20 protein-coding genes and 3 tRNA genes are annotated in these 24,101 nt (G+C 56.0%); 20 read left to right on the top strand and 3 right to left on the bottom strand.

Going from position 1 to position 24,101, the window contains the following annotated elements; all coding sequences use genetic code 11:
* The first annotated feature begins 52 nt into the window (after positions 1–52).
* From leuB to ACZRJQ_RS02570, 18 genes are all read left to right on the top strand, one after another.
* Positions 53–1,135: a 3-isopropylmalate dehydrogenase gene (gene leuB, locus ACZRJQ_RS02485; RefSeq protein WP_463976818.1), complete on the top strand. Its 1,083-nt coding sequence runs from the start codon at positions 53–55 to the stop codon at positions 1,133–1,135.
* 68 nt (positions 1,136–1,203) lie between these two features.
* Positions 1,204–2,316, top strand: a complete 1,113-nt coding sequence (gene asd / locus ACZRJQ_RS02490) for an aspartate-semialdehyde dehydrogenase (protein ID WP_463976819.1) — start codon at positions 1,204–1,206, stop codon at positions 2,314–2,316.
* 151 nt (positions 2,317–2,467) lie between these two features.
* Positions 2,468–3,478: an aspartate-semialdehyde dehydrogenase gene (locus ACZRJQ_RS02495; protein WP_463976820.1), complete on the top strand. Its 1,011-nt coding sequence runs from the start codon at positions 2,468–2,470 to the stop codon at positions 3,476–3,478.
* 187 nt (positions 3,479–3,665) lie between these two features.
* Positions 3,666–6,275: a FimV/HubP family polar landmark protein gene (locus tag ACZRJQ_RS02500; RefSeq protein WP_463976821.1), complete on the top strand. Its 2,610-nt coding sequence runs from the start codon at positions 3,666–3,668 to the stop codon at positions 6,273–6,275.
* 193 nt (positions 6,276–6,468) lie between these two features.
* Positions 6,469–7,293 carry a tRNA pseudouridine(38-40) synthase TruA gene (truA, locus tag ACZRJQ_RS02505; RefSeq protein ID WP_463976988.1) on the top strand — a complete coding sequence of 275 codons (825 nt, stop codon included), beginning with the start codon at positions 6,469–6,471 and terminating at the stop codon, positions 7,291–7,293.
* 63 nt (positions 7,294–7,356) lie between these two features.
* Positions 7,357–7,980, top strand: coding sequence for a phosphoribosylanthranilate isomerase (locus tag ACZRJQ_RS02510; RefSeq protein ID WP_463976822.1), 624 nt, complete (start codon positions 7,357–7,359; stop codon positions 7,978–7,980).
* A 269-nt stretch (positions 7,981–8,249) separates the two neighbouring features.
* Entirely contained in the window at positions 8,250–9,170 is a 921-nt protein-coding gene (gene accD / locus ACZRJQ_RS02515) for an acetyl-CoA carboxylase, carboxyltransferase subunit beta (RefSeq protein ID WP_463976823.1), read from the top strand.
* The gene (gene folC, locus ACZRJQ_RS02520) at positions 9,167–10,474 is read left to right on the top strand and encodes a bifunctional tetrahydrofolate synthase/dihydrofolate synthase (RefSeq protein WP_463976824.1); all 1,308 of its coding nucleotides are present in this window, start codon (positions 9,167–9,169) and stop codon (positions 10,472–10,474) included. Before accD ends, folC begins: the two co-directional genes overlap by 4 nt.
* A complete protein-coding gene (locus ACZRJQ_RS02525; RefSeq protein ID WP_463976825.1) occupies positions 10,458–11,096 on the top strand; it encodes an SPOR domain-containing protein in 639 nt (212 codons plus the stop codon). The genes folC and ACZRJQ_RS02525 overlap by 17 nt, the downstream gene beginning before the upstream one ends.
* 107 nt (positions 11,097–11,203) lie before the next feature.
* Positions 11,204–11,761, top strand: a complete 558-nt coding sequence (locus ACZRJQ_RS02530) for a CvpA family protein (protein ID WP_463976826.1) — start codon at positions 11,204–11,206, stop codon at positions 11,759–11,761.
* A 41-nt stretch (positions 11,762–11,802) separates the two neighbouring features.
* Positions 11,803–13,308, top strand: a complete 1,506-nt coding sequence (gene purF, locus ACZRJQ_RS02535) for an amidophosphoribosyltransferase (protein WP_463976827.1) — start codon at positions 11,803–11,805, stop codon at positions 13,306–13,308.
* Between the two features lie 81 nt (positions 13,309–13,389).
* Positions 13,390–14,601 carry an O-succinylhomoserine sulfhydrylase gene (locus tag ACZRJQ_RS02540; protein ID WP_463976828.1) on the top strand — a complete coding sequence of 404 codons (1,212 nt, stop codon included), beginning with the start codon at positions 13,390–13,392 and terminating at the stop codon, positions 14,599–14,601.
* Positions 14,598–15,377 carry an SDR family oxidoreductase gene (locus ACZRJQ_RS02545; RefSeq protein WP_463976829.1) on the top strand — a complete coding sequence of 260 codons (780 nt, stop codon included), beginning with the start codon at positions 14,598–14,600 and terminating at the stop codon, positions 15,375–15,377. The genes ACZRJQ_RS02540 and ACZRJQ_RS02545 overlap by 4 nt, the downstream gene beginning before the upstream one ends.
* Before the next feature lie 128 nt (positions 15,378–15,505).
* Positions 15,506–15,581 (top strand) — tRNA-Val (locus tag ACZRJQ_RS02550).
* Between the two features lie 54 nt (positions 15,582–15,635).
* Positions 15,636–15,712, top strand: a tRNA-Asp gene (locus tag ACZRJQ_RS02555).
* Positions 15,713–15,813: 101 nt separating this feature from the next.
* Positions 15,814–15,890: transfer RNA gene (locus tag ACZRJQ_RS02560), tRNA-Asp, on the top strand.
* A gap of 1,000 nt (positions 15,891–16,890) precedes the next feature.
* The gene (locus tag ACZRJQ_RS02565) at positions 16,891–17,796 is read left to right on the top strand and encodes a DUF2242 domain-containing protein (RefSeq protein WP_463976830.1); all 906 of its coding nucleotides are present in this window, start codon (positions 16,891–16,893) and stop codon (positions 17,794–17,796) included.
* 80 nt (positions 17,797–17,876) lie between these two features.
* Positions 17,877–18,023 carry a hypothetical protein gene (locus tag ACZRJQ_RS02570; protein ID WP_463976831.1) on the top strand — a complete coding sequence of 49 codons (147 nt, stop codon included), beginning with the start codon at positions 17,877–17,879 and terminating at the stop codon, positions 18,021–18,023.
* Between the two features lie 14 nt (positions 18,024–18,037).
* On the opposite strand, the gene ACZRJQ_RS02575 is transcribed toward ACZRJQ_RS02570, so the two are convergent.
* Both ACZRJQ_RS02575 and ACZRJQ_RS02580 read right to left on the bottom strand, forming a co-directional pair.
* The gene (locus ACZRJQ_RS02575) at positions 18,038–19,078 is read right to left on the bottom strand and encodes an AraC family transcriptional regulator (RefSeq protein WP_463976832.1); all 1,041 of its coding nucleotides are present in this window, start codon (positions 19,076–19,078) and stop codon (positions 18,038–18,040) included.
* A 4-nt stretch (positions 19,079–19,082) separates the two neighbouring features.
* On the bottom strand, positions 19,083–20,213 hold the full coding sequence (locus tag ACZRJQ_RS02580; RefSeq protein WP_463976833.1) for a nitrilase-related carbon-nitrogen hydrolase: 1,131 nt from the start codon (positions 20,211–20,213) through the stop codon (positions 19,083–19,085).
* A gap of 206 nt (positions 20,214–20,419) precedes the next feature.
* Between ACZRJQ_RS02580 and ACZRJQ_RS02585 the strand changes: the two genes are divergently transcribed.
* Positions 20,420–22,459 (top strand): 2,4-dienoyl-CoA reductase FMN-binding domain-containing protein, encoded by a 2,040-nt coding sequence (locus tag ACZRJQ_RS02585; protein ID WP_463976834.1) that lies wholly within the window; start codon positions 20,420–20,422, stop codon positions 22,457–22,459.
* A gap of 81 nt (positions 22,460–22,540) precedes the next feature.
* The gene (locus ACZRJQ_RS02590) at positions 22,541–23,467 is read left to right on the top strand and encodes a 1-aminocyclopropane-1-carboxylate deaminase/D-cysteine desulfhydrase (protein ID WP_463976835.1); all 927 of its coding nucleotides are present in this window, start codon (positions 22,541–22,543) and stop codon (positions 23,465–23,467) included.
* Here the strand turns inward: ACZRJQ_RS02590 and ACZRJQ_RS02595 are convergent.
* Positions 23,464–24,012 carry a cytochrome b gene (locus ACZRJQ_RS02595; RefSeq protein WP_463976836.1) on the bottom strand — a complete coding sequence of 183 codons (549 nt, stop codon included), beginning with the start codon at positions 24,010–24,012 and terminating at the stop codon, positions 23,464–23,466. The genes ACZRJQ_RS02590 and ACZRJQ_RS02595 overlap by 4 nt on opposite strands.
* Positions 24,013–24,101: the final 89 nt, after the last annotated feature.

Raw genomic sequence — 24,101 nt, forward strand, 5'->3', positions numbered from 1 at the left:
AAAATTTCAGATGCGCCCACGGGGGGCATCAACAAACAAGAAAGAGGAACCCATGAGCAAGCAGATTCTGATTCTCCCTGGCGATGGTATTGGCCCTGAAATCATGGCTCAAGCGGTTAAAGTGCTGGAGTTGGCCAACGACAAGTTCCAATTGGACTTTGAACTGACCCACGATGTGATCGGCGGCGCAGCGATCGACAAGCATGGCGTACCCTTGGCAGACGAAACACTGGATCGCGCTCGCGCCGCCGACGCGGTGTTGCTTGGCGCCGTAGGTGGCCCGAAGTGGGACACCATCGAGCGTGATATCCGTCCTGAGCGCGGTCTGCTTAAAATCCGTGCGCAACTGGGTTTGTTCGGTAACTTGCGCCCTGCGATTCTTTACCCGCAGTTGGCTGATGCGTCGAGCCTCAAGCCTGAAATTGTCGCCGGCCTGGATATTCTGATCGTGCGTGAGCTGACCGGGGGCATCTACTTTGGCGCACCCCGTGGCACTCGCGAGCTGGAAAATGGCGAGCGTCAGGCCTACGACACCCTGCCGTACAGCGAAAGTGAAATCCGCCGCATTGCGCGCGTTGGTTTCGATATGGCGCGTGTACGTGGCAAAAAACTGTGCTCAGTTGACAAGGCCAACGTATTGGCGTCCAGCCAGCTGTGGCGTGAAGTGGTCGAGCAAGTGGCCAAGGATTACCCGGACGTTGAACTGAGCCACATGTACGTGGACAACGCCGCCATGCAACTGGTGCGTGCACCGAAACAATTCGACGTGATCGTCACTGATAACCTGTTTGGCGACATTTTGTCTGACGAAGCCTCCATGTTGACGGGTTCCATTGGCATGCTGCCGTCGGCATCGCTGGATGCCAACAACAAAGGCATGTACGAGCCTTGCCACGGTTCGGCACCGGACATTGCAGGGCAGGGCATTGCCAACCCGTTGGCGACTATTTTGTCGGTCTCGATGATGCTGCGTTACAGCTTCAATCAGCAGGCTGCGGCTGATGCGATTGAACAGGCTGTGAGCCTGGTTCTGGATCAAGGGTTGCGCACAGGCGACATCTGGTCGTCAGGTTGTACCAAAGTCGGTACACAGGAAATGGGCGACGCAGTAGTCGCGGCGCTACAGAATCTGTAATCTCTCGGGCCCGTTACTTCCTGTTGGTGGAAGTAACGACCCCACTTTTTGTTAAAGGTGTAGTTGCGATGAAACGTGTAGGTCTGGTCGGTTGGCGCGGTATGGTCGGTTCCGTGCTCATGCAGCGGATGCTGGAAGAGCAGGATTTCGATCTTATTGAGCCGGTGTTTTTCACCACCTCCAATGTCGGTGGACAAGGTCCGTCTGTGGGCAAAGATATTGCCCCGCTGAAGGATGCTTACAACATTGAAGAGTTGAAAACCCTCGATGTGATCCTGACCTGCCAGGGCGGCGACTACACCACTGAGGTGTTTCCAAAGCTGCGTGAGGCAGGCTGGCAAGGTTATTGGATCGATGCGGCATCCAGCCTGCGTATGCAGGATGACGCCGTTATCATTCTGGACCCGGTCAACCGCAAGGTGATCGACCAGCAGTTGGATGCAGGCACCAAGAATTACATTGGCGGTAACTGCACCGTTAGCTTGATGCTGATGGGCTTGGGTGGTCTGTTTGAAGCCGGGCTGGTGGAGTGGATGAGCGCCATGACGTATCAGGCGGCTTCCGGTGCTGGCGCGCAAAACATGCGCGAGCTGATCAAGCAAATGGGCGCGACCCACGCAGCAGTGGCGGATCAACTGGCTGATCCGGCCAGCGCCATTCTTGATATCGACCGTCGTGTTGCCGAGGCCATGCGCAGTGATGCGTACCCGACTGAGAATTTCGGTGTGCCGTTGGCAGGCAGCTTGATCCCGTGGATCGACAAAGAACTGCCCAACGGTCAAAGCCGTGAAGAGTGGAAAGCTCAGGCTGAAACCAACAAGATTCTGGGTCGATTCAAAAACCCGATCCCGGTTGATGGCATTTGCGTTCGTATCGGCGCCATGCGCTGCCACAGCCAGGCATTGACTATCAAGCTGAACAAAGACGTGCCGATTGCTGATATTGAGGGGCTGATCAGTCAGCACAACCCTTGGGTCAAGCTCGTGCCGAACCAGCGTGATATCAGCATGCAGGAGCTGAGTCCGACCAAAGTCACGGGCACTCTGAATGTCCCAGTTGGCCGTCTGCGCAAGCTGAACATGGGCTCGCAGTTCCTTGGCGCCTTCACGGTAGGCGACCAGTTGTTGTGGGGCGCGGCTGAGCCATTGCGTCGTATGCTGCGGATTTTGCTGGAGCGTTAATTCGCGCTGGCTGTACTCGGGCCCGCCTCTCGCAAGAGACGCGGGCCTTTTTCTTGTTTGGCATCAAGGCTCTGGATGGCGCGCTGTGCGTTGCCTACGCGGATAGCTCCCGGTACAGTGCCGCTCCCCACGTTTCGCCTGAGGTAGACACATGAACCAGTCCTTTGATATCGCCGTCGTCGGCGCCACCGGCACTGTCGGCGAAACCATCGTGCAAATCCTTGAGGAGCGCGATTTTTCTATTGCGAACCTGCATTTACTGGCCAGCAGTGAGTCGGCTGGCAGTTCGGTGCCGTATCGAGGCAAAAACGTACGCGTGCGTGAAGTCGATGCGTTTGATTTCAGCCAAGTACAGTTGGTGTTTTTTGCTGCCGGCCCCGCAGTCACCTTGAGTTTTGCCGCCAAAGCCACAGCGGCAGGCTGTGCGGTTATTGATTTGTCGGGCGCTTTGCCTGGCACTCAGACGCCGAACATTGTGCCCGAAGCCAATGCGTCAGTGCTGGCTGGATTGGCAAAGCCCGTGCAAATCAGCAGCCCCAGCCCCTCAACGATTGCCCTGGCGGTGCTGCTTGCGCCGTTGCGTGATTTGCTGAACCTTGAGCGGGTTAACGTAACTGCGTGTTTGGCGGTCTCGACCCAAGGGCGAGAGGCTATTGCTGAGCTAGCCAAACAAACCACTGCTTTACTGAACTTGCACCCGTTGGAGTCCTCTGTTTTTGATCGTCAAATGGCATTCAATGTGTTGGCTCAGGTTGGAAAGCCAGACACCAAGGGCCATGTGCCTCTAGAAAGGCGTCTGGTTACAGAGTTGCGCCAAGTGCTGGATATGCCGGAGTTAAAGGTTTCGATCACTTGTGTTCAAGCTCCGGTGTTTTTTGGCGATAGCTTTAGTGTGTCATTGCAATTGGCAAAGCCGGTTGACCTCGATGCAGTGAATGCGGCACTTGAAGCCGCAGACGGTATCGAGCTGGTTGATGCGGGCGATTACCCAACGGCGGTAGGTGATGCAGTGGGTCAGGATGTGGTGTATGTCGGGCGTGTCCGCCACGGCGTAGATGATACTTCTGAACTTAATCTGTGGATGACGTCAGATAACGTACGAAAAGGCGCTGCGTTGAATGCCGTACAGCTGGCGGAGTTGTTGATTAAAGACCTGCTGTAAAAGATACTTGGCGCCAATTTGCACAATGGGTCTATCCAGACGGCGGGTTGTCGCAGTTTAAGCTGCTGTCAGGGCTTGCAGGTGGTGATGGGGCAATGTGTTTGCACGCGAAAGTTGCAGGCCATGCCTACAGGCAGCAGCTATACAGGTCTCGCGGGACGAGACATGTACCAATAAGGAAGAGGCTATGGTTCAAGTTCGCAAATTAGTGTTAGCAATAGCCGCCGCTTCGGCGCTGTCATCCGGTATGGCACAGGCGCTTGGGCTCGGAGAGCTGACCCTGAAGTCGACTCAGAACCAGCCGCTGCTGGCCGAAATCGAGTTGTTGGACGTCAAGGATTTAAACGCTGCTGAGGTAGTGCCAAGCCTGGCCTCGGCACAAGATTTTGCCAAAGAAGGTGTGCCGCGCCCCGCATTCCTTGATGATCTGCGTTTTACACCAGTGATCAATCCCGAGGGTAAAAGTGTGCTGCGGGTGACCTCCAGTCAGCCGCTGTCAGAGCCGTTTGTGAAGTTTTTGGTGCAGGTCATGTGGCCGAGTGGCCGACTGTTGCGTGATTACAGCGTATTGCTTGATCCAGCCAAGTTTTCGCCGCAAACCGCTGCCGCCGCAGCGGCAGCGTCGGGGAGCACGCCTGCGCAATACACCACTTCGTCTCGTGACACATTGTGGGAGATTGCCGCGAAGGCGCGCAACGGCGCATCTGTTCAGCAAACCATGCTGGCCATTCAGGCACTCAACCCGGACGCCTTCATCTACGGCAACATCAACCGCCTTAAAACCGGTCAAGTATTGCGCCTGCCTGATGCCACGCAAACTTCAGCGCTGGCGCGTGGCGAAGCCATTGCAGAAGTCGCCAGACAAAATGCCGATTGGCGCAGCGGGCGTCGTACCGTGCCGCTGACTCGGCAACTGGATGCAACAGGTCGTAAGCCTGCTGTAGCGGCGCCTGCCAAGGCATCGGCCTCTGACACGCTGAGTCTGGTTTCGGGGCAGTCGGCCAAAGGCCCGCGCAACGGGGCTGCGGGCGATGCAAAACAGTTGAACGACAAATTGGCGATGGCTCAGGAGGGGCTGGACTCCAGTCGTCGCGAGAATGCCGAATTGCAGAGCCGAATGAAAGATCTGCAAAGTCAGTTAGACAAGCTACAGCGCTTGATCGAACTGAAAAATGACCAGTTGGCCAAGCTGCAGGCCGATAACGCCGCTGGCGAAGCGTCAGCTGCGATACCTGCTCAGTTAGCGGCTCAAGCTGGCGACGCGCCTGAGGCCGATATTGCGCCTGCGACAGAGGGCGTTCCCGCCACGGCTGTACCTCCTGCGCCTGAGACGGGTGAACCAAAAAGCGAAGAGCGAAAAATTCAAGACCTGCTGGCCAATCCGCTGTTACTTGGCGTGGTAGGTGGGGCGGCAGTGCTAGTACTGTTGCTTTTGATGTTGCTGCTGGCTCGCCGTCGTAAGGCTCAGCAAGCGGCAGAAAAACATCTGCGTATGGCCAAGGCGTTAGAGGAAGAGTCGGACTTCACCGCTGATCTGGAAATGCCTGAAAGCAGCTTTGAAGGCCTTGAAATCCCGCCGCCAAACGTGAAGCTTGACCCTGCACCTGCACCTGCACCTGCACCTGCACCTGCACCTGCACCTGCACCTGCACCTGCACCTGCACCCGTAGTGGCTCCGATTGTTGTGCCGCAACCGGTAATTGAACCTGTTGCTGATGTATTGGGTCAGGCTGAACAGTTGATCGCTCAGCGTCAGTGGCAGCCAGCCGCTGAACTGTTGGCGGGGGCTATTGACCGCGAGCCGCAGCGTAGCGATCTGCGCCTGAAGCTGATGCAGGTATACGGCGAGTTGGGTGATCGTGATGCGTTTGTGGTTCAAGAGCGTCAACTGATTGCCAACGGCAAAAATCACGCAGAGGTTGAACAGCTGAAAAATCGTTATCCGACAATGGTTGCTGCTACGGCAGCGGGTATTGCCACGGCAGCGGTTGCAGCAGAACTCGAAGCGCAGTTCGTTAAAGAGCTGTTACTTGATGAGCCGGTTGCTGACGCCGAGCCAGAGGTTGAGTCGGTGCCTGTGGCTGAGCCGATTGTCGACGAATTTGATCAAGACTTCGACCTGAGTCTGGATGAACTGGAGGCTGCCTCGCCTTCGGTATTGTCGCCGGAACTGGATGCGGATAAAGCATCCTCAGAGCCCGTAGATGAAGCATTGAGCTTTGAGTCGGTGCTCGCACAGCAGGCAGAGGCGCAGGCATCAAGCGAAGATCTCTCCGATTTTGATCTCGATCTGACAGCCGAAGAGTTGGCGGCACCGTCTTTGGCTGACGAAGACCTGTTGGGGCTTGAAGAGCAACTCAGGGACTTCTCGGTATCTGAGTCTGCGCTGTCTGACATCAATGGCATTGACGATTTGGACTTGCCGGAAGACTTTGACTTGTCTCTTGCTGACGAAGATGTGGCACCCGTGGCCGCGACTGACAGCTTTTCGGCTGAGTTGGATGAGGTCAATGCTGAGCTCGAGCGTTTGTCGCAAAGCTTTGAGCAGCCACCGATTGCCGAGCCATTTGCCGATATCGCTAAGTTCGATGCCGATGACGCTGTTGAGCAGGGTGATGAGCCTGAGTTTGACTTCCTCTCGGGTACGGATGAAACCGCCACCAAGCTGGATCTGGCGCAGGCGTATATCGATATGGGAGACGACGAGGGCGCTCGTGACATTTTGGGTGAGGTCTTGAGCGAGGGTAATGCCGAGCAAAAAACCGAAGCTCAAGAGATGCTCTCGCGTTTGGCTTGACCTGATTGACGCGTACGCCCAGCGGCAGCCTTTATGGCTGCCGTTGTCGTTTTCAGGTGCTGTAGGCCTCTGCCTTTCTTCGCTGTTGGCATTTGTTTCATGGCGTGTTGCGCGTCGAGCCTTATAATGGCTGCCTTTGCGTTTATGAGCAGGCTGTAAGTCCTTGGCAAATATAGATAACCCGGCAGCCGAAATGGCCGCCGAAGGCTTTTCCCGAATCGCTTTGGGTGTGGAGTACAAAGGCTCGCGTTACTGCGGCTGGCAACGTCAGGCTAATGGCGTGCTGACGGTTCAAGAAACACTGGAAAATGCGCTGTCCAAAGTGGCTGCCTCGCCTGTTTCGTTGTTGTGTGCAGGTCGCACCGACGCTGGCGTACATGCCTGCGGGCAAGTCGTCCACTTTGATACTCAGGCAGAGCGCTCGCTGAAAGCGTGGGTGATGGGGGCTAATATCAATTTGCCCCATGACATCAGCGTAAGTTGGGCCAAGGTTATGCCTTCGCACTTTCATGCGCGCTTCAAAGCCATTGCTCGCCGCTATCGCTATGTGATTTATAACGATCAGATTCGGCCTGCACATTTGAATCAAGAAGTTACCTGGAACCATCGTCCGCTGGATGTTGAGCGCATGGCAGAAGCCGCTAGTTATTTGCTGGGCGTGCATGACTTCAGCGCCTTTCGTGCTGGGCAGTGTCAGGCCAAGTCGCCGATCAAGGAAATGCACCACTTGCGCGTCACTCGCCATGGGCAAATGATCGTGCTGGATATTCGAGCCAGTGCGTTTTTGCACCACATGGTTCGTAACATTGCTGGCGTGCTGATGACCATCGGCGCAGGCGAGCGACCTGTTGAGTGGATTAAAGAGGTGCTGGAAAGTCGAGAGCGTCGCTCTGGTGGTGTCACGGCGCATCCTTATGGCTTGTATCTGGTGCAGGTGGAATACAAGGATGAGTTTGAGCTGCCGCAGCGGTACATTGGCCCGCATTTTCTGACTGGCTTTTCGGAGCTGGACGGCTGACGCTAGTGTGAGCATTTGTTACCATTCGGCACTTTCACGCATATGACTTGGGGCGTTTTCAACATGTCAGCCGTTCGCAGCAAGATCTGCGGTATTACCTGCATAGACGACGCCTTGGCAGCTGTTGCGGCCGGGGCTGATGCCATTGGCTTTGTGTTTTACGCAAAAAGCCCGCGCGCGGTAAGCGTCGTGCAGGCGCGTGCAATCATCGCGGCGTTACCGCCATTTGTGACCACGGTAGGCCTGTTTGTTAACGCTTCTTCCTGCGAGCTGAACGAAACCCTGGACGCGGTTGCACTGGACTTGCTGCAGTTTCATGGTGATGAAACACCCGCTCAATGCGAAGGTTTTCACCGCCCCTACATCAAAGCGCTAAGAGTCAAGGCGGGTGACGACATCGAAGCCGCGTGTGCCGCTTATAAAAGTGCCAGTGGTATTTTGCTCGATGCTTATGTAGAAGGTGTGCCGGGGGGGACGGGTGAGGTCTTTGACTGGACTTTGATTCCTCAGGGGCTCAGCAAACCGATTATTTTGGCGGGAGGTTTGTCTGCCAATAACGTGGCTCAAGCCATCGCTCAGGTGCGACCTTACGCTGTAGATGTCAGTGGAGGCGTAGAAAAGAGCAAAGGCATCAAGGATCACGATAAGATTCGGGCCTTTATGCGGGCCGTACGCGCAACAAATTGATGCTCGATGTGACGGTTGGCAGTCTGCCACCGTCCATCATTACCGCTGCCAAAAGCAGTGGGCCTGGTAGTTGGACGGGCAGAAATTAAAGTGGCGGCCGCTCTGGAGCGTGTTGTCGGGAAGGCTGAGGGTTCAGGGTTTATGCTGGTTTGCCATGTGCTGACCGCTGCACCTTGTCACCATCGCCACACACCTAATGAATTTAGCTCAAGGGCATACACGGGGCCTGAACCCAAGCGTTCTGGCCACCGGTACTGGAGAAAGAAAGCATGAGCAACTGGTTGGTAGACAAGCTGATTCCTTCGATCATGCGTTCCGAGGTCAAAAAAAGCTCGGTACCTGAAGGCCTATGGCACAAATGCCCGTCCTGCGACGCAGTGCTTTATCGCCCAGAGCTGGAAAAGACCCTGGACGTTTGCCCTAAGTGCAATCACCACATGCGCATTGGCGCACGTGCACGCATTGATATCTTTCTGGACGCCGAAGGCCGCGCCGAACTGGGTGCAGACCTGGAGCCGGTAGATCGCCTGAAGTTTCGCGACAGCAAAAAGTACAAAGACCGCTTGGTGGGCGCACAGAAACAAACGGGCGAAAAAGATGCGCTGATTTCCATGGGCGGTACCTTGTTGGGCATGCCGGTTGTGGTTTGCGCGTTTGAGTTCTCCTTCATGGGTGGCTCGATGGGCGCCATTGTGGGTGAGCGCTTTGTTCGTGCCGCCAACTACGCGCTAGAAAATCGTTGCCCAATGATCTGTTTCGCCGCTTCTGGTGGTGCGCGGATGCAAGAAGCCCTGATCTCCCTGATGCAAATGGCCAAAACCTCGGCGGTGTTGGCGCGCCTGCGCGAAGAAGGTATTCCGTTCATCTCGGTGCTGACCGATCCGGTTTATGGCGGTGTTTCGGCCAGCCTGGCGATGCTGGGTGATGTAATTGTGGCCGAGCCCAAGGCGTTGATCGGTTTTGCTGGCCCGCGTGTGATTGAGCAAACCGTACGTGAAAAACTGCCTGAAGGCTTCCAGCGTAGCGAGTTCCTGCTGGAGCACGGCGCAATCGACTTGATCATTGCCCGTCAAGAACTGCGTCCGCGCCTTGGTAACCTGCTGGCGCAAATGATGGGCCTGCCGACCCCCGTGTTCGTGCCTGCGCCTGTTGAAACCATTGTTGTCCCACCGGCACCTGCAAACCTATGACCCAGCGCACCCTTGGCGAGTGGCTCGCCTATCTTGAACAGCTGCATCCTGCTGCCATTGACATGGGGTTGGATCGCTCGCGAGAGGTAACGAACCGCATGGGGCTGCAAAAGCCCGCGCCTCGGGTGATAACAGTCACCGGCACAAATGGCAAAGGCTCGACCTGTGCGTTTATAGCGTCATTGTTGCGAGCGCAGGGGCTTAAGGTTGGGGTTTACAGCTCTCCGCATTTGTTGCGCTACAACGAGCGTGTGCAAATTGACGGCGCTGAGGTGTCGGATGAGCAGCTTTGTGAGGCGTTTACTGCGCTGGAAGCAGGGCGGGGCGATATATCGCTTACTTACTTTGAAATGGGCACGCTGGCCGCTTTTTGGTTGTTCGAGCGCGCTCAACTCGATGCCGTAGTGCTTGAAGTGGGCCTGGGTGGACGATTGGATGCGGTCAATCTGGTAGATGCCGATCTGGCATTGGTCACCAGTATTGGGGTTGATCACGTTGAGTATCTGGGTAATAGCCGCGAGTCTGTGGCGTATGAAAAGGCTGGCATTTTCCGGTCTGGCAAGCCTGCCATTTGCGGGGACTTGAACCCGCCGCAGCCGTTGCTTGATAAGGCTAATGCTTTGGGTTGTCCGCTATTGGTTCGCGGTCGCGACTTTGACTTGGCCTGTACTGAGCACGCGTGGCATTGGCGCGGCCTGGATGCGAAGGGGCAGGCGCTTGAGTTGCGTGATTTACCGTTACTTGATCTGCCGATGGAAAACGCAGCGCTTGCTTTGCAAGCCTACGCATTGACTCAATTGACTTGGCAGCCAGAGCGCATTACCGATGCGTTATTGAGTACGCACGTAACGGGTCGGTTGGATCGGCGTCAATTCAGTTGGCAGGGCAAAGCCTTGAATGTGCTGCTGGATGTGGGGCACAACCCTCATGCGGCTGAATATCTGGTTCAACGGCTGCGCCAGCGACCGGTATCAGGCAAGCGTCTGGCTGTGTTCGGCTTGCTGGCAGATAAGGATCTCGAGGGTGTTGTGTCAGCACTCGATGGCTACATTGAGCATTGGGCGGTGGCGCCACTCAACACAGCTCGCACTCGCCCAGCGTCGCAACTACAAGCTACGCTTGAGCAGCACGGCGCATCGGTTTCGGTTTATGACAGTATTGCTGCAGCTTTGCAGGCGCAGAGTGGGCAGGCAGTGTCGGGCGATGAAATTGTATTGTTCGGATCTTTTTATTGTGTCGCTGAAGCGCTCGATTGGTTAGAGCGGCACGTCACGCAGGAGGCGGAAAATGGCTTTGCTGGATAAGGTATTCAAACAGCGAATGGTTGGCGCCCTTGTGTTGGTGGCGTTGGCCGTTATTTTTCTGCCGATGTTGTTTTCGCGGCAGGATGAGCAGCGCCAAATCGAGGTCGATGCGCCCGCAGCACCGCAGATGCCAGTGTTGCCTGAGGTGAAGGTTGAGCCGGTGGCTGTCCCGCAGCCGCAGGTCATTGCTGAAGAGCTGAATGCACCCATTGAACCGGCTGTTTCCGAGGCTCCTGTGCCGGTTTCTACTCCAGAGCCTGTTGCGCCCGTAGCGGCTAAGCCAGTTCCGGCGCCTAAGCCGCCTGTGGTCACGCCTGCGCAAACCGTTGCTCAGGCCCCTGCCAAACTGGATACGACACAAAAGCGTGTTGACCCCAATGGGCTGCCCATCAGTTGGTCGGTTCAGTTGGTCAGCTTGTCTAATCGTGCGAGCGCCGACAATCTGCAAAAAACTCTTCGTAATCAAGGCTATAACGCCTACGTGCGTTCGTCCGGCGGTATGAATCGGGTTTTTGTCGGCCCGTTGCTTGAGCGTGCCGAGGCAGACCGTCTGCGTGATTTGCTCGGTAAGCAGCAGAATCTCAAGGGTTTTGTGGTGCGCTTTCAGCCTGAGCGCGGTTGAGGCTGCAAAAAAGGATACACATGATTGCCAAAGCGCCGATAAATCGCCTTACCTGTGAAGCGGCGCTCTGCTAAAATGCGCCGCCTTAACTGTCTGTAGGCTGTACTGTGCCATTTACTTGGGTTGACTGGGCGATCGTTGCAACTATCGCCATATCCGCTTTGATCAGCTTGAAGCGCGGCTTCGTTAAAGAAGCGCTGTCGCTGTGCACCTGGATCATAGCTGGCGTTGTCGCCTGGATGTTCGGCGGTTCGTTGTCGCAATACTTGGCCGGGTACATCGAAACACCTTCCGCCCGCGTCATCGTCGGGTGCACCATCATGTTTGTCGCCACCTTGCTGGTGGGCGCAATGATCAATTTTCTTATCGGCGAACTGATTCGCGTCACCGGGTTGTCCGGGACCGATCGTTTTCTCGGCATGGCCTTCGGTGCTGCGCGTGGCGCATTGCTGGTGGTTGTGGCCGTCGGGCTCTTGAGCCTTGGGCCGGTACAGCAAGACATATGGTGGCAAGAGTCAAGGCTCCTGCCACAATTTCTATTGGTTGCCGACTGGTCTAAAAACCTCATTTTGGGGTTGAGCAGTCAGTGGCTGGCCAGCGGTATCAGCGTACCTGCTGATATTCCGTTCAAGGAGCATCTCTTGCCGGCTACCCAGCCCAAGTGAGTGGTGTTCAGTTCCGATCTATAAAGTAGGGGTTGCGTCGCATGTGTGGCATCGTCGGTATCGTCGGTAAGTCGAACGTCAATCAGGCGCTGTATGACGCGCTAACCGTCCTCCAGCACCGCGGCCAGGATGCTGCCGGTATTGTGACCAGTCATAACGGCCGGTTATTTTTGCGCAAGGACAACGGGCTGGTGCGTGATGTATTTCATCAGCGCCACATGCAGCGTCTGGTCGGGCATATGGGCATTGGTCATGTGCGCTATCCAACGGCAGGCAGCTCGACTTCAGCTGAAGCACAACCGTTTTATGTTAACTCGCCGTACGGCATCACTCTGGCGCATAACGGTAACTTGACGAACGTCGAGCAGTTGGCCAAGGAGATTTACGAATCTGACCTGCGTCACGTCAACACCAATTCTGATTCTGAAGTGCTGCTCAACGTTTTCGCCCACGAGCTGGCTCAGCGAGGCAAGTTGCAGCCAACCGAAGAAGATGTGTTCGCTGCAGTCACGGACGTGCACAACCGCTGCCGTGGTGGTTACGCAGTGGTGGCGATGATTACGGGCTACGGTATCGTCGGTTTCCGCGACCCGAACGCCATTCGCCCTATCGTTTTTGGCCAGCGTCATACTGACGAGGGCGTCGAGTACATGATCGCTTCCGAAAGCGTGTCGCTCGACGTACTGGGTTTTACCCTAATTCGCGATTTGGCGCCGGGTGAGGCGGTTTACATCACCAATGACGGCAAGCTGCACACCCGTCAGTGTGCAGTTAATCCGCAACTGACTCCGTGCATCTTTGAACACGTTTACTTGGCCCGTCCTGATTCGATCATTGACGGTATCTCGGTCTACAAGGCTCGCCTGCGGATGGGCGAAAAACTCGCCGAGAAAATCCTGCGTGAGCGCCCAGAGCACGACATCGACGTGGTTATCCCGATTCCAGACACCAGTCGTTGCGCAGCTCTTGAGCTAGCGAACCATTTGGGCGTTAAATTTCGCGAAGGCTTCGTTAAAAACCGTTACATCGGTCGTACCTTCATCATGCCGGGTCAGGCAGCGCGTAAAAAATCCGTTCGCCAGAAGCTCAACGCCATTGAGCTTGAGTTCCGTGGCAAGAACGTAATGCTGGTCGACGATTCGATCGTGCGTGGTACGACCTGCAAGCAGATTATTCAGATGGCCCGTGAAGCGGGTGCCAAGAATGTTTACTTCTGCTCTGCGGCCCCGGCTGTACGCTACCCGAATGTGTATGGCATCGACATGCCAAGCGCTCACGAGTTGATCGCACACAACCGCACCACTCAAGAAGTGGCCGAGCTGATCGGTGCTGACTGGTTGATCTACCAGGACCTGCCAGATCTGCTGGATGCGGTCGGTGGTGGCAAGATCAAGATCGACAAGTTTGACTGCGCAGTGTTTGACGGCAAGTACGTCACGGGTGATGTGGATGAAAACTACCTTGAGCGCATCGAGCGCGCGCGCAACGATGCTTCTAAGGTCGTTGCCCAAGGCGTCGGTGCGACGATAGGCTTGTACAACAATTAAGTGTTCACCAAGCCGGCCCTAATGGGCCGGTTTGCGTTTATCCAATACATAGCAACCAAAACAAGGCAAGGAGTGGGCAGCATGAGTCAGGATTGGGATGCCGGTCGCTTGGATAGCGACCTTGATGGCGTAGCGTTCGACACCTTGGCAGTGCGTGCTGGTCAGCACCGTACGCCAGAAGGCGAGCACGGTGACGCCATGTTCCTGACCTCCAGCTACGTGTTCCGTACAGCTGCCGATGCAGCAGCGCGGTTCTCGGGTGAGGCAGCAGGCAATGTTTATTCGCGTTATACAAACCCTACCGTGCGTGCGTTTGAAGAGCGTATTGCCGCGCTGGAAGGCGCAGAACAAGCCGTGGCCACGGCAACGGGCATGGCGGCCATTTTGTCTGTGGTGATGAGCCTGTGCAGCGCGGGCGACCACATTCTGGTGTCGCGCAGCGTATTTGGCTCAACCATCAGCCTGTTCGAAAAGTACTTCAAGCGTTTTGGTGTGCAGGTTGATTACGTGCCTTTGGCTCAATTGTCTGGATGGGATGCTGCAATCAAGCCCAACACCAAGTTGTTGTTCGTTGAATCGCCTTCCAACCCATTGGCTGAGCTGGTCGACATTGCTGCCTTGGCTGAGATCGCTCACGCCAAAGGTGCAATGCTGGTGGTCGATAACTGTTTCTGCACGCCTGCGCTGCAGCAGCCGTTGAAATTGGGGGCGGACATTGTTGTGCACTCGGCGACCAAGTTCATTGACGGCCAAGGCCGTTGCATGGGCGGGGTGGTTGCAGGTCGCAGTGAGCAGATGAAAGAGGTTGTGGGCTTCTTACGCACTGCCGGGCCAACATTGAGCCCGTTTAATGCGTGGATTTTCCTCAAGGGTCTGGAGACCCTCAACTTGCGGATGCGCGCTCACTGCACCAGTGCGCTCGCCTTGGCGCAGTGGCTGGAGCAGCAGGCGGGCGTGGAGAAGGTTCACTATGCCGGTCTTGAAAGTCATCCGCAGTACGAACTGGCGCAGCGTCAACAGCGTGGCTTTGGTGCTGTGGTGAGTTTTGAAGTCAAAGGCGGTAAAGAGGGTGCATGGCGCTTTATTGATGCCACTCGATTGATCTCAATCACGGCCAACCTAGGTGACAGCAAAACAACGATTACCCACCCGGCCACAACCTCTCACGGGCGTTTGGCGCCTCAAGAGCGGGAGGCAGCGGGTATTCGTGACAGCCTGATCCGTATTGCGGTTGGCCTGGAAGACGTTGCTGACCTGCAAGCTGATCTTGCACGGGGCTTGGCTGCATTGTGAGTGACTTGGTTCTTGAGACGCCTACGGCTGGCAATGGACGTGTGGCGTTAGTTACTGGCGCTGCGCGCGGCATTGGCCTTGGGATTGCTGCTTGGTTGATCAGTGAAGGTTGGCAAGTCGTGCTGACGGACATTGATCGAGCGCGCGGTTCCAAAGTGGTCAAGGTGCTGGGTGAAAGCGCCTGGTTTGTGGCTATGGACGTGTCGGTTGAAGCTGATGTTATTCAGTGTGTGGCGCAGGTGCTGGGGCAGTTTGGGCGGTTGGATGCCTTGGTATGCAACGCAGCTGTTGCTGATCCGCACAACATGACCCTTGAAAGCCTCGATCTGGATCACTGGAATCGCGTGCTGGCAGTCAATCTCACTGGGCCAATGTTGCTGGCCAAACACTGCGCACCTTACTTGCGTGCGCACTGTGGATCGATTGTTAACCTGGCTTCCACCCGTGCCCGTCAATCAGAGCCCGATACCGAGGCTTATGTGGCGAGCAAGGGAGGCTTGGTGGCACTGACCCATGCGCTGGCCAACAGCCTTGGTCCGGAAGTTAGAGTCAATGCGGTAAGCCCTGGCTGGATTGACGCGCGTGATCCTTCCATAAGGCGTGCGCAGCCGTTAACCGACGCGGATCACGCTCAGCACCCGGCGGGGCGGGTAGGGGCTGTGGAGGACGTTGCTTCAATGGTTGCTTGGCTGTTATCGCGTAATGCCGGGTTTGTGACGGGGCAAGAGTTTGTAGTCGATGGCGGCATGACCAAAAAAATGGTGTACGGAGAATAGGCGGTGTTGCAGCAACCTGTGTTCGATAGCGCTTGTTTATCGGTTTTAGCCTTTTTTTAAAAAAGTTCAATCTTGTCCTTGACTTAGCTTCGATAGGTGCGTAAATTTCGCGGCCTCAACGAAGCAAAGGGTGATTAGCTCAGCTGGGAGAGCATCTGCCTTACAAGCAGAGGGTCGGCGGTTCGATCCCGTCATCACCCACCACTTCTTGAGTTCTCGTAAGAGAAGGTCGCTCTGAAAAGAGCAGCCAACTGACGCGCAGCGGTAGTTCAGTCGGTTAGAATACCGGCCTGTCACGCCGGGGGTCGCGGGTTCGAGTCCCGTCCGCTGCGCCATATTTGTACAAGTCAGGTTCACTTGGCTTGCGATTGAAAAGCACCGAAGCCTTTCAGTCACAGATTTAAAGATTTCAAACGGGCGTAAGTCCGAGCGATACGCAGCGGTAGTTCAGTCGGTTAGAATACCGGCCTGTCACGCCGGGGGTCGCGGGTTCGAGTCCCGTCCGCTGCGCCATATTTGCTTCCACTAAGTCCAGATGGGCGCGTGAAAGCTACGAAATAAGCGGCCTTTGGCCGCTTTTTTTCGTTATAGCGTTTTATCAGTCTCCTTCAGCAGTCAAGCATTTCTAGTGCGCTGGGCAGTACATCGCAAATGCTGGATTGTGTGTTGGTGTGCCTCTCCATAAGAGGTATCTCGTTGCGCCAAGCAATGGGAGATTCATTCGCCGATCCCCCCCCGTTCGTCATGACAAGGCTTCCAGAAAGCACTATTCGCTCGTTGATGGTCTTCGTTTGTCGCTTTTCGTCCCAATCACAGCTTGCATGGCAAGCAAATGCGCATCTCCCTTAGATCAGCCTAAAGCAGTTGCGTGAGTGTCGTGGCAGTGCCGCGTCCGTGTCGTCAGGAGCAGCATCAGAGGGCGTTGGCGAGAGCGGTTTGTTCGAGGTGGTGCTGCCCGCTGGCCTGAGTTTCTTAGTAAGAGGCGGGCGGCTGGGCAAAAAGGCGGCTCTGGGTAATCGAAGCACTCTCTTGATCGCGATATTCTCCCTGTCTTGGAGGGGTTGAGTGGGGTCGAGAAGAAGCTGCGCCGCCAGTTTGTAAAAATCCCCATTTGCAGTTGTCAAAGCTCCCTCGGTTTCTCAATAGGTTGGCGGGAGTTAGAGGGGTGCGAGCGGTAACGCCAGAGCGGTTTGACTTGGATGGTGGGCTTGGTTAATTCCCGCAGAGGGCTTCAGTCCGGCTATTGAGAATTCGGCGCTATCCGGCTGAGAGTCAGTCTGTAACTCCACTTACCACTTTTCGTTCTTCCCATGCACAGCGCACGGTATCCAATAGCCCGCGCGCGCGCCAAAGCCATATCTGGAATTGGCAGGCATGCCTTTGATTTGGCCTTCGACTGGGTTTATAAAAACTGGCTTTCAACCTTGTAACCCGCTTTTCATCGGATCAAACTGCGCCCGAAAATAGCGATCTGATGCACAATACGCCCCGCCTAGTTTTTTCAGGATGTTTAATGCTTATGCCATTCCCCTTGCGTACCGCAGCGATCGCCCTTGTGCTGATCGGCCTCGCAGGTTGCTCGTCGCAAAAAACAGCGATTTACGAGCATGAACACTTTGATGACTCGGGCACGTTCTCGCGCAATTACCCCGTGGCTGATAAAGCATCCTGCGAAGCCGCACGCCGCGCTTTGCTCAGTCAGGGCTACATCATCACCAGCAGTGACCCAAAAATGATCAGTGGTCACAAGAGCTTCCAGCAGACGGGTGAGAGCCATCTGGAAATCAGCTTTAGCGTGGTGTGTGCTGATGATAGTGGGGAGGCGCATCACTCGACCATGTTTGCCAACGCGCTTCAAGATCGCTACGCACTGAAAAAGGTCAATAACTCGGCCAGCCTTGGTGTGGGCGTACTCGGGTCGGTATCGATGCCGATTGGTTCCACTGATGATTCGATGGTTAAAGTTGCCAGCGAGACGGTGTCTTCGGCGCAGTTTTACGACCGCTTTTTCTCTTTGGTTGAAGTGTTCCTGCCTAAAGAAGTAAAAAAAGCGGCGCATATCCCGGAAAAGCCCAAGGCTGATTTGGGGGTGCCTGAAGTTGTACCCGCTGCGGCCGCTGTTGCAACCGACGCTGCAACCGACGCTGCGCCCGTGGCACCTGTAGCGCCTGCAACGGCTGTTCCCGTCATGCCTGAACCGGCTGTGGCTCCTGTCAGTGAGCCAGAAATGATAGAGCCTGTCGGGTCGCAACCTGTCGTGCCTCCGGCAGAGGCTCAGCCGATCACGCCCGTTGACGTTCAGCCCGCGGCTCAACCCGCAGCGTCTGATGTATCGCCTCAAGCACCAGTGACGGTGCCAGCATCAGAAACCCCAACCACGGCGCCAGTTATCGCACCTGAGCCAGCCCCGGCACCTTAAGCGTTGCAGTAAATGTGCAACGTTCTGCTACGTTTAATAGTGTGAGCAAAAAGTGTCTCCGAAAGTGTCATGTAGCCGTCATGACGGCACTTTATGCTCAGGCTCAATTAAACGGCTTGCCGATGCTTAAGGACTGCGCAATGGATGACTATCAGGAAGAACTGCTCGACTATCAGGCTTCTGAGCTTGACCCGCTAGACCCCGCAGACGATGCCACTGAGTTGTGAGCATCTAGCCCGGCTCAAGCAGTTTGACGTTGGCGGCGACGGAATTCCCCGGGGGTTTCTGCGTTCCAGCGCTTGAACGCCCGCTGAAACGCCTCAGCTGAGGCGAACCCCAGCAAATACGCGATTTCACCAAAGGCCAACTCCGTATCGCGGATGTAGGTCATGGCAAGGTCACGACGGGTATCGTTGAGAATTGCCCGGAACTGCGTGCCTTCTTCAGTCAGCTTGCGACGTAAAGTCCAGGTGGGCAGCTTCAGCCGTGCCGCAACTTCTTCCAGATCGGGCTCGCGGCCCCCATTGAGTAAAGGCCCCAGCAGTTGGGTGATACGTTCACGTAGGCTTCGGGTGCGAGTCAATTGCTCAAGCTCGCGTTCACACAATTGCAGCAGGTAGGCCCATGTGCTCGGGCAGTGCTGCGGGTTGCGCAGATCCAGCGCATCGTGGTTCAAGCGCAGTTGGTTGGTTTCGGCGCGAAAATGGATCGGGTTGTGGCTTAGCAAACTGTAACGCTCAGCGTAATCGGGTTCGCTGAATTCGATATCGATTTGCTCACAGCGCAAAGGTTGGTCGGCCACCGATGACAGCTGTTGCAGCCAGCCACAGATGATGGAGTCCACCACGAAGCGGTTGTAAGCGTTGTACGGGCTGATGGAGTAAAACCTCAGCCACGCCCCCTTGGCATCCTCGTGCAGGCTCGATTGACCGCGGTAGTTGGAGCCGTAAAGCGGCTCAAAGCGGATCAAGGTGCGGGCCGCTTCACGCACATTCGGTGCTTGAGCGGCCGTGACGCCAGCCAGTCCTGCCTGGCTGAGGCGGCTCAGTTGGCCCATTCGCAATCCCAGTGCCGCATCACCGGTCAAGGTGATTGCGGCATGCCCAAGGCGCATATAACGCGGTATAGACAGCCGAGCCGCAGGTTGCCTGAGGCGTGCAGCATCCAGCCCATATTGTTCAAGCAGGGGCTCGGGGTCGTGGCCGCAACTGCGTACAGCATCTGCAAGCTGCTGAACAAACCCGATAGAAAGGTCTCCCAGTCGCATCGGCAACGGTTTCATAGCGCTACAGCCAGAGATTCAACAATCGCGCGCCGGTGCCCGGCACATCTGGGCTGGTCTGGCCGTTGCGACTGATAAAGCTTTGCCCTGCACTGTGCTTGTCCCAGAACTTGCCGCGCAAGAACACTGTCATTCCGGCCTCGGCGGTGCTGCTGGGCACACTGCTGATAAGCGTCAGGCGATGCCAAGCAGCGCCTTCGGTAACTTCCCCGGGTTTAAGGCTGATTTCGCTGGGGGTGGAGACGCTCTTATAGCCGCCCCAGGGTTTGTCCCAAGCGTCCTTGCCAAGGATGAGCGCAGGCACGGCAATAAATTGAGCCTGTTGCTCGTTGAGGGCTCTGTAATTCTCGGGATACCAGCTGTCGCTGCCGACCAGAATGCCCAAGCGGCCAGCCGGGGTGTTGATCACGTTCAACTGAGCGTCTGGGCTCGGCTGAATGTAACTTTGTTCTTCGTAGGTTGGCAGCAGTTGACGTTGTGGTTTGCCAAGCGGGACGCCGTCATGACCAAAGACGACACTGCTGTTGTACAGCGGCCCTGAGCCGGGTATCAGCTTGCCGTTGTCAATGTGAGGGTCTGGCAGTGCAATGCTGCCCGCCACCAGGGTGACGTCAAACTCTTTGGCCAAGCCGCCAAACAGTGTCTGGTAATCGGCGGCCATGCTGTCAGCTTTCATGCGCAAATGAGCATCGTTGACGCGACTTTCGCCGTCAGCGCGAATCCACGCGCTGGCGAACGCAAGAGGATTGCTGATAGCCAGCCAACGCATGGCCTCATTCAGGTCGGCGGCTTGGTACAGCTCGTTTTTTTCGCCGCGAAACATCAGCCAAGTACCAATGTGTTCCGGCAATACCACAATAGTTTTGTGATTGAGCAAACCCTCATCGCGGGCCTTATTCAGGTAGGCCGCCAGTTTGAGGTGCAACAACCCCAGATTTTGATAGTCGCGTGGCGAAAGCTCCGGCTGGATGCCTAACAGGTTGCCACGATCATTGGCCACGCCATCGTTGACGACCAGTTCGACGCGCAGGTCTGAGAGGTAATGGCCAACTTCGCGTTGCTCGGTCCAATACCCATAACCGCCAGCAGCAGCGATAAGTGCAATCAGTGTGGTGCAGCCAAGTAATTTGCGCATGAGAAATACAACGGGGCCATCGGGAGAATTCAGTGTCTAGGGTAGGTGGCTGGTGGGGACTTGCCAAGGGGGGCTGCGCACTTGGGTTAATAATTTGTAACTTTGGGTCATTGAGTGCTAAGAGTTGTGTCTTTAATGTGCCTGCATCCAACGACGGGAGCCACAGAGCGTCCCGCGTTCCGTGATTTAGCCTGTTGTGGAGTTTGATGATGACTGCCGTTCACTGCCCGCACTTAATGGCCCCGCTGGATTTGGGTTTTACCACGTTGCGCAACCGCAGCCTGATGGGCTCGATGCACACCGGCCTTGAAGAAAAGCCAGGTGGCTTTGAGCGTATGGCCGCCTATTTTTCTGAGCGCGCCAAAGGCGGGGTTGGGCTGATTGTGACCGGGGGGATTGCTCCCAATGAAGAAGGCGGGGTGTACAGCGGCGCAGCCAAGTTGACAACGGCTGAGGAGGCTGAAAAGCATCTGGTCGTGACGCAGGCTGTTCACGATGCGGGTGGCAAAATCTGTTTGCAGATCTTGCACGCTGGGCGTTATGCCTACAGCCCCAAGCAAGTAGCGCCAAGCGCCATTCAAGCGCCGATTAACCCGTTCAAGCCTAAAGAGCTGGATGAAGAGGGCATCGAGAAGCAGATTTGCGACTTTGTTACCTGCGCTAAATTGGCCCACAGCGCCGGTTATGACGGCGTCGAAATCATGGGCTCTGAAGGCTACTTCATTAACCAGTTTCTGGCTTCCCATACCAACCAGCGCACTGACCGTTGGGGAGGTAGCTACGAAAATCGTATGCGCCTGCCGGTCGAAATCGTACGCCGTGTGCGTGAAGCCGTTGGCCCCAATTTCATCATTATTTATCGTTTGTCGATGCTTGATCTGGTCGAGGGTGGCAGCGTTTGGCCTGAAATCGTGCAGTTGGCTCAGGCCGTTGAACGCGCCGGCGCCACCTTGATTAACACCGGCATTGGCTGGCATGAGGCACGCATCCCGACCATTGCGACCAAAGTACCTCGCGGTGCGTTCAGCAAGGTCACGGCCAAGTTGCGTGGCTCGGTCAACGTGCCACTGATCACAACTAACCGTATCAATACGCCTGAGGTGGCCGAGCAGATTTTGGCTGACGGCGATGCCGACATGGTGTCGATGGCGCGTCCGTTTCTGGCGGACCCGGAGTTCGTCAACAAAGCAGCTGCCGGGCGCAGTGATGAGATCAATACGTGTATTGGCTGCAATCAGGCCTGCCTGGACCACACCTTTGGCGGCAAGCTGACCAGTTGCCTGGTCAACCCGCGTGCCTGCCACGAAACGGAACTTAATTACCTGCCAACGATTCAAGTTAAAAAAATCGCGGTGGTCGGAGCAGGCCCGGCCGGGCTTTCAGCTGCCACGGTGGCAGCTGAGCGCGGCCATGAAGTAACGCTTTATGATTCGGCCAGCCAGATCGGTGGTCAGTTCAATATTGCCAAGCGTGTACCGGGCAAAGAGGAGTTCTCTGAAACCCTGCGTTATTTCGATCGCAAGCTCAAAAGCACTGGTGTTGAACTGTGCTTGAACACGCGAGTGAGTGTTGAGCAATTGCTGGCTGGCACGTATGACGAGATCATTTTGGCCACCGGTATCGCTCCGCGAACCCCGGCGATTGAAGGTATTGATAACCCTAAGGTGTTGAGTTATCTGGACGTGATTCTTGAACGCAAGCCGGTGGGCGCCAAGGTGGCGGTGATTGGTGCGGGCGGGATCGGTTTTGATGTGTCTGAATTTTTGGTTCATCAGGGTGTGTCCACCAGCCTGGATCGAGAAGCTTTCTGGAAGGAGTGGGGCATCGACACGACGCTTGAGGCCCGAGGGGGTGTCAGCGGAATCAAACCTTTACGCCATGCGCCTGCGCGTGAGGTGTTTTTGCTGCAACGTAAGAAAACCAAGGTTGGCGATGGCTTGGGTAAAACGACGGGGTGGATTCATCGCACGGGGTTGAAAAACAAGCAGGTACACATGCTCAACAGCGTGGAATACCTGCGCATCGACAATGATGGTCTGCATATTCGTGTGGGTGAGGGCGAGCCCCAGTTATTGCCGGTCGACAATATTGTGATTTGCGCCGGGCAAGACCCGCTACGCGAATTGCACGATGGCTTGGTGGCCGCAGGGCAGAGCGTGCACTTGATCGGTGGCGCTGATGTGGCGGCTGAATTGGACGCAAAACGAGCGATCAATCAAGGTTCGCGTTTAGCTGCCCAACTGTAAGGGCCTCACAGACATGCGCGCTCTTCAGCGCGCTGGCTGGGTAAGTGATTTAAACTCCGTTCATTTTGAGCGGAGCCCTTCTTGATGTTTCCCCTGATCGACTGGCAGCCCCGCGCTCCTTTGCAGCGCTTGCACTTTGACTGGCTGTTGCAGGCCGGCGTTGAGGTGTCGGTATTGCGCCTGGACTTGATTGACCCGCTGATCAGCGGCAACAAGTGGTTCAAACTCAATCACCATCTGCATGCGGCTCACACCGCAAGTGCTCGCGGGCTGATCAGTCTGGGGGGCGCTCATTCAAACCATCTGCACGCGCTGGCAGCTGCGGGTAAACGCTTCGGCTTTACCACAGTGGGTCTGTTACGCGGGCATGCGCAACACACTCCCACGGTTAGTGATCTTGAGCGCTACGGCATGCAATTGCATTGGTTGGGCTATGCCGGTTATCGCGCGCGTCATGAGCCAGGCTTTTGGCTGCCTTGGCAGGCGCAGTATCCGCAGTTGCACAATGTGCCTGAGGGGGGCGGAGGGCTGGCAGGTGCTTTGGGCTGCATGACGTTGATGGCTCAGGTGCGTGAGCAGCTGGGGAATGTGGGGTGGCGCGATTACGACTGTTGGTGGTTGGCTGCAGGCACTGGCACAACGTTAGCGGGTTTGGTCATGGCTGAGCAGGGTGAACGACCTGTTTATGGCGCGCTGGCCGTGCCGAATGATCATGGGGTGGCGCCGCAAGTGGAGGCAATCTTGCAACACGCAGCCTGTGTTAGCCGCCGTTTCGAGTTGATTGACGCCAGTCGTGGTGGTTTTGCCAAAGTAGATGAGGCGCTCTTGGGGTTTATTCAACAAAGCGAAGCGAGCAGTGATTTGCCGCTGGAGCCGCTGTACACCGGTAAGGCGTTACTGTCGCTCAAACAGGCGGTTGAGCAAGGGCGTTTCAAGCGCGGGATGCGCGTAGTGTTTGTGCATACCGGCGGCCTGCAGGGCCGCCGGGGGTTTGCTTCACCGATTTAGCCGCGCTTAGGCAGCATGCGCAGCAGCGTGTTGTCTTTGATCAGGTAGTGATGGAACAGCCCCGCCAGTGCGTGCAACCCAATCAGCCAATAGCCAATGCTGCCGCCCAGTTCGTGCCAGCTTTTGATTTGTTTGGCGAAATCCGGGTCCTTGAGCGTCAGCGCTGGCAGGTCGAAACCGTAAAAGAACACCGATTTGTCGTTGTAGCTGAGTATCAAATAGCCCAGCACCGGCATCGCGATCATGAACACGTAGAGCGCCCAGTGCATGAGGGTGGCCAGCGCAGTTTGCCAAGCGGGTGGCGTCGGTGTGATTTTGGGTGTCACGCCAAGGCTTCGTGCCAGTAACCGCAACCAGACCAGTGCAAACACGGTCAGGCCAAGCATAAAGTGCGCGTCTTTCATCAGGGTGCGGCCGTCGCTGTCTTTCGGGAAAATTCCACGAAACTCAATCGAGGCATAAATCAGGATAAACAGCAGCACCATTAGCCAATGCAGCGCAATGGACATTCGACTGTATTTGTCGACTGAGCTTTTCCAGGACATGTTTTTTCCTCACGGTTTAGGTCTTGAATCTCCGTTCTTGTGTGGCGGAGTGCGTTTACTTTAAACGTGTTAATCATCCTGCGCCTGTG

The organism is Pseudomonas sp. E315, from assembly GCF_055406205.1.

Excerpts from the sequence above, each read along its gene's own strand:
- leuB (WP_463976818.1), top strand. The coding sequence starts at position 53 with ATGAGCAAGCAGATTCTGATTCTCCCTGGCGATGGTATTGGCCCTGAA.
- asd (WP_463976819.1), top strand. The coding sequence starts at position 1,204 with ATGAAACGTGTAGGTCTGGTCGGTTGGCGCGGTATGGTCGGTTCCGTG.
- ACZRJQ_RS02495 (WP_463976820.1), top strand. The coding sequence starts at position 2,468 with ATGAACCAGTCCTTTGATATCGCCGTCGTCGGCGCCACCGGCACTGTC.
- ACZRJQ_RS02500 (WP_463976821.1), top strand. The coding sequence starts at position 3,666 with ATGGTTCAAGTTCGCAAATTAGTGTTAGCAATAGCCGCCGCTTCGGCG.
- truA (WP_463976988.1), top strand. The coding sequence starts at position 6,469 with ATGGCCGCCGAAGGCTTTTCCCGAATCGCTTTGGGTGTGGAGTACAAA.
- ACZRJQ_RS02510 (WP_463976822.1), top strand. The coding sequence starts at position 7,357 with ATGTCAGCCGTTCGCAGCAAGATCTGCGGTATTACCTGCATAGACGAC.
- accD (WP_463976823.1), top strand. The coding sequence starts at position 8,250 with ATGAGCAACTGGTTGGTAGACAAGCTGATTCCTTCGATCATGCGTTCC.
- folC (WP_463976824.1), top strand. The coding sequence starts at position 9,167 with ATGACCCAGCGCACCCTTGGCGAGTGGCTCGCCTATCTTGAACAGCTG.
- ACZRJQ_RS02525 (WP_463976825.1), top strand. The coding sequence starts at position 10,458 with ATGGCTTTGCTGGATAAGGTATTCAAACAGCGAATGGTTGGCGCCCTT.
- purF (WP_463976827.1), top strand. The coding sequence starts at position 11,803 with ATGTGTGGCATCGTCGGTATCGTCGGTAAGTCGAACGTCAATCAGGCG.
- ACZRJQ_RS02540 (WP_463976828.1), top strand. The coding sequence starts at position 13,390 with ATGAGTCAGGATTGGGATGCCGGTCGCTTGGATAGCGACCTTGATGGC.
- ACZRJQ_RS02565 (WP_463976830.1), top strand. The coding sequence starts at position 16,891 with ATGCTTATGCCATTCCCCTTGCGTACCGCAGCGATCGCCCTTGTGCTG.
- ACZRJQ_RS02570 (WP_463976831.1), top strand. The coding sequence starts at position 17,877 with ATGACGGCACTTTATGCTCAGGCTCAATTAAACGGCTTGCCGATGCTT.
- ACZRJQ_RS02575 (WP_463976832.1), bottom strand. The coding sequence starts at position 19,078 with ATGAAACCGTTGCCGATGCGACTGGGAGACCTTTCTATCGGGTTTGTT.
- ACZRJQ_RS02580 (WP_463976833.1), bottom strand. The coding sequence starts at position 20,213 with ATGCGCAAATTACTTGGCTGCACCACACTGATTGCACTTATCGCTGCT.
- ACZRJQ_RS02585 (WP_463976834.1), top strand. The coding sequence starts at position 20,420 with ATGATGACTGCCGTTCACTGCCCGCACTTAATGGCCCCGCTGGATTTG.
- ACZRJQ_RS02595 (WP_463976836.1), bottom strand. The coding sequence starts at position 24,012 with ATGTCCTGGAAAAGCTCAGTCGACAAATACAGTCGAATGTCCATTGCG.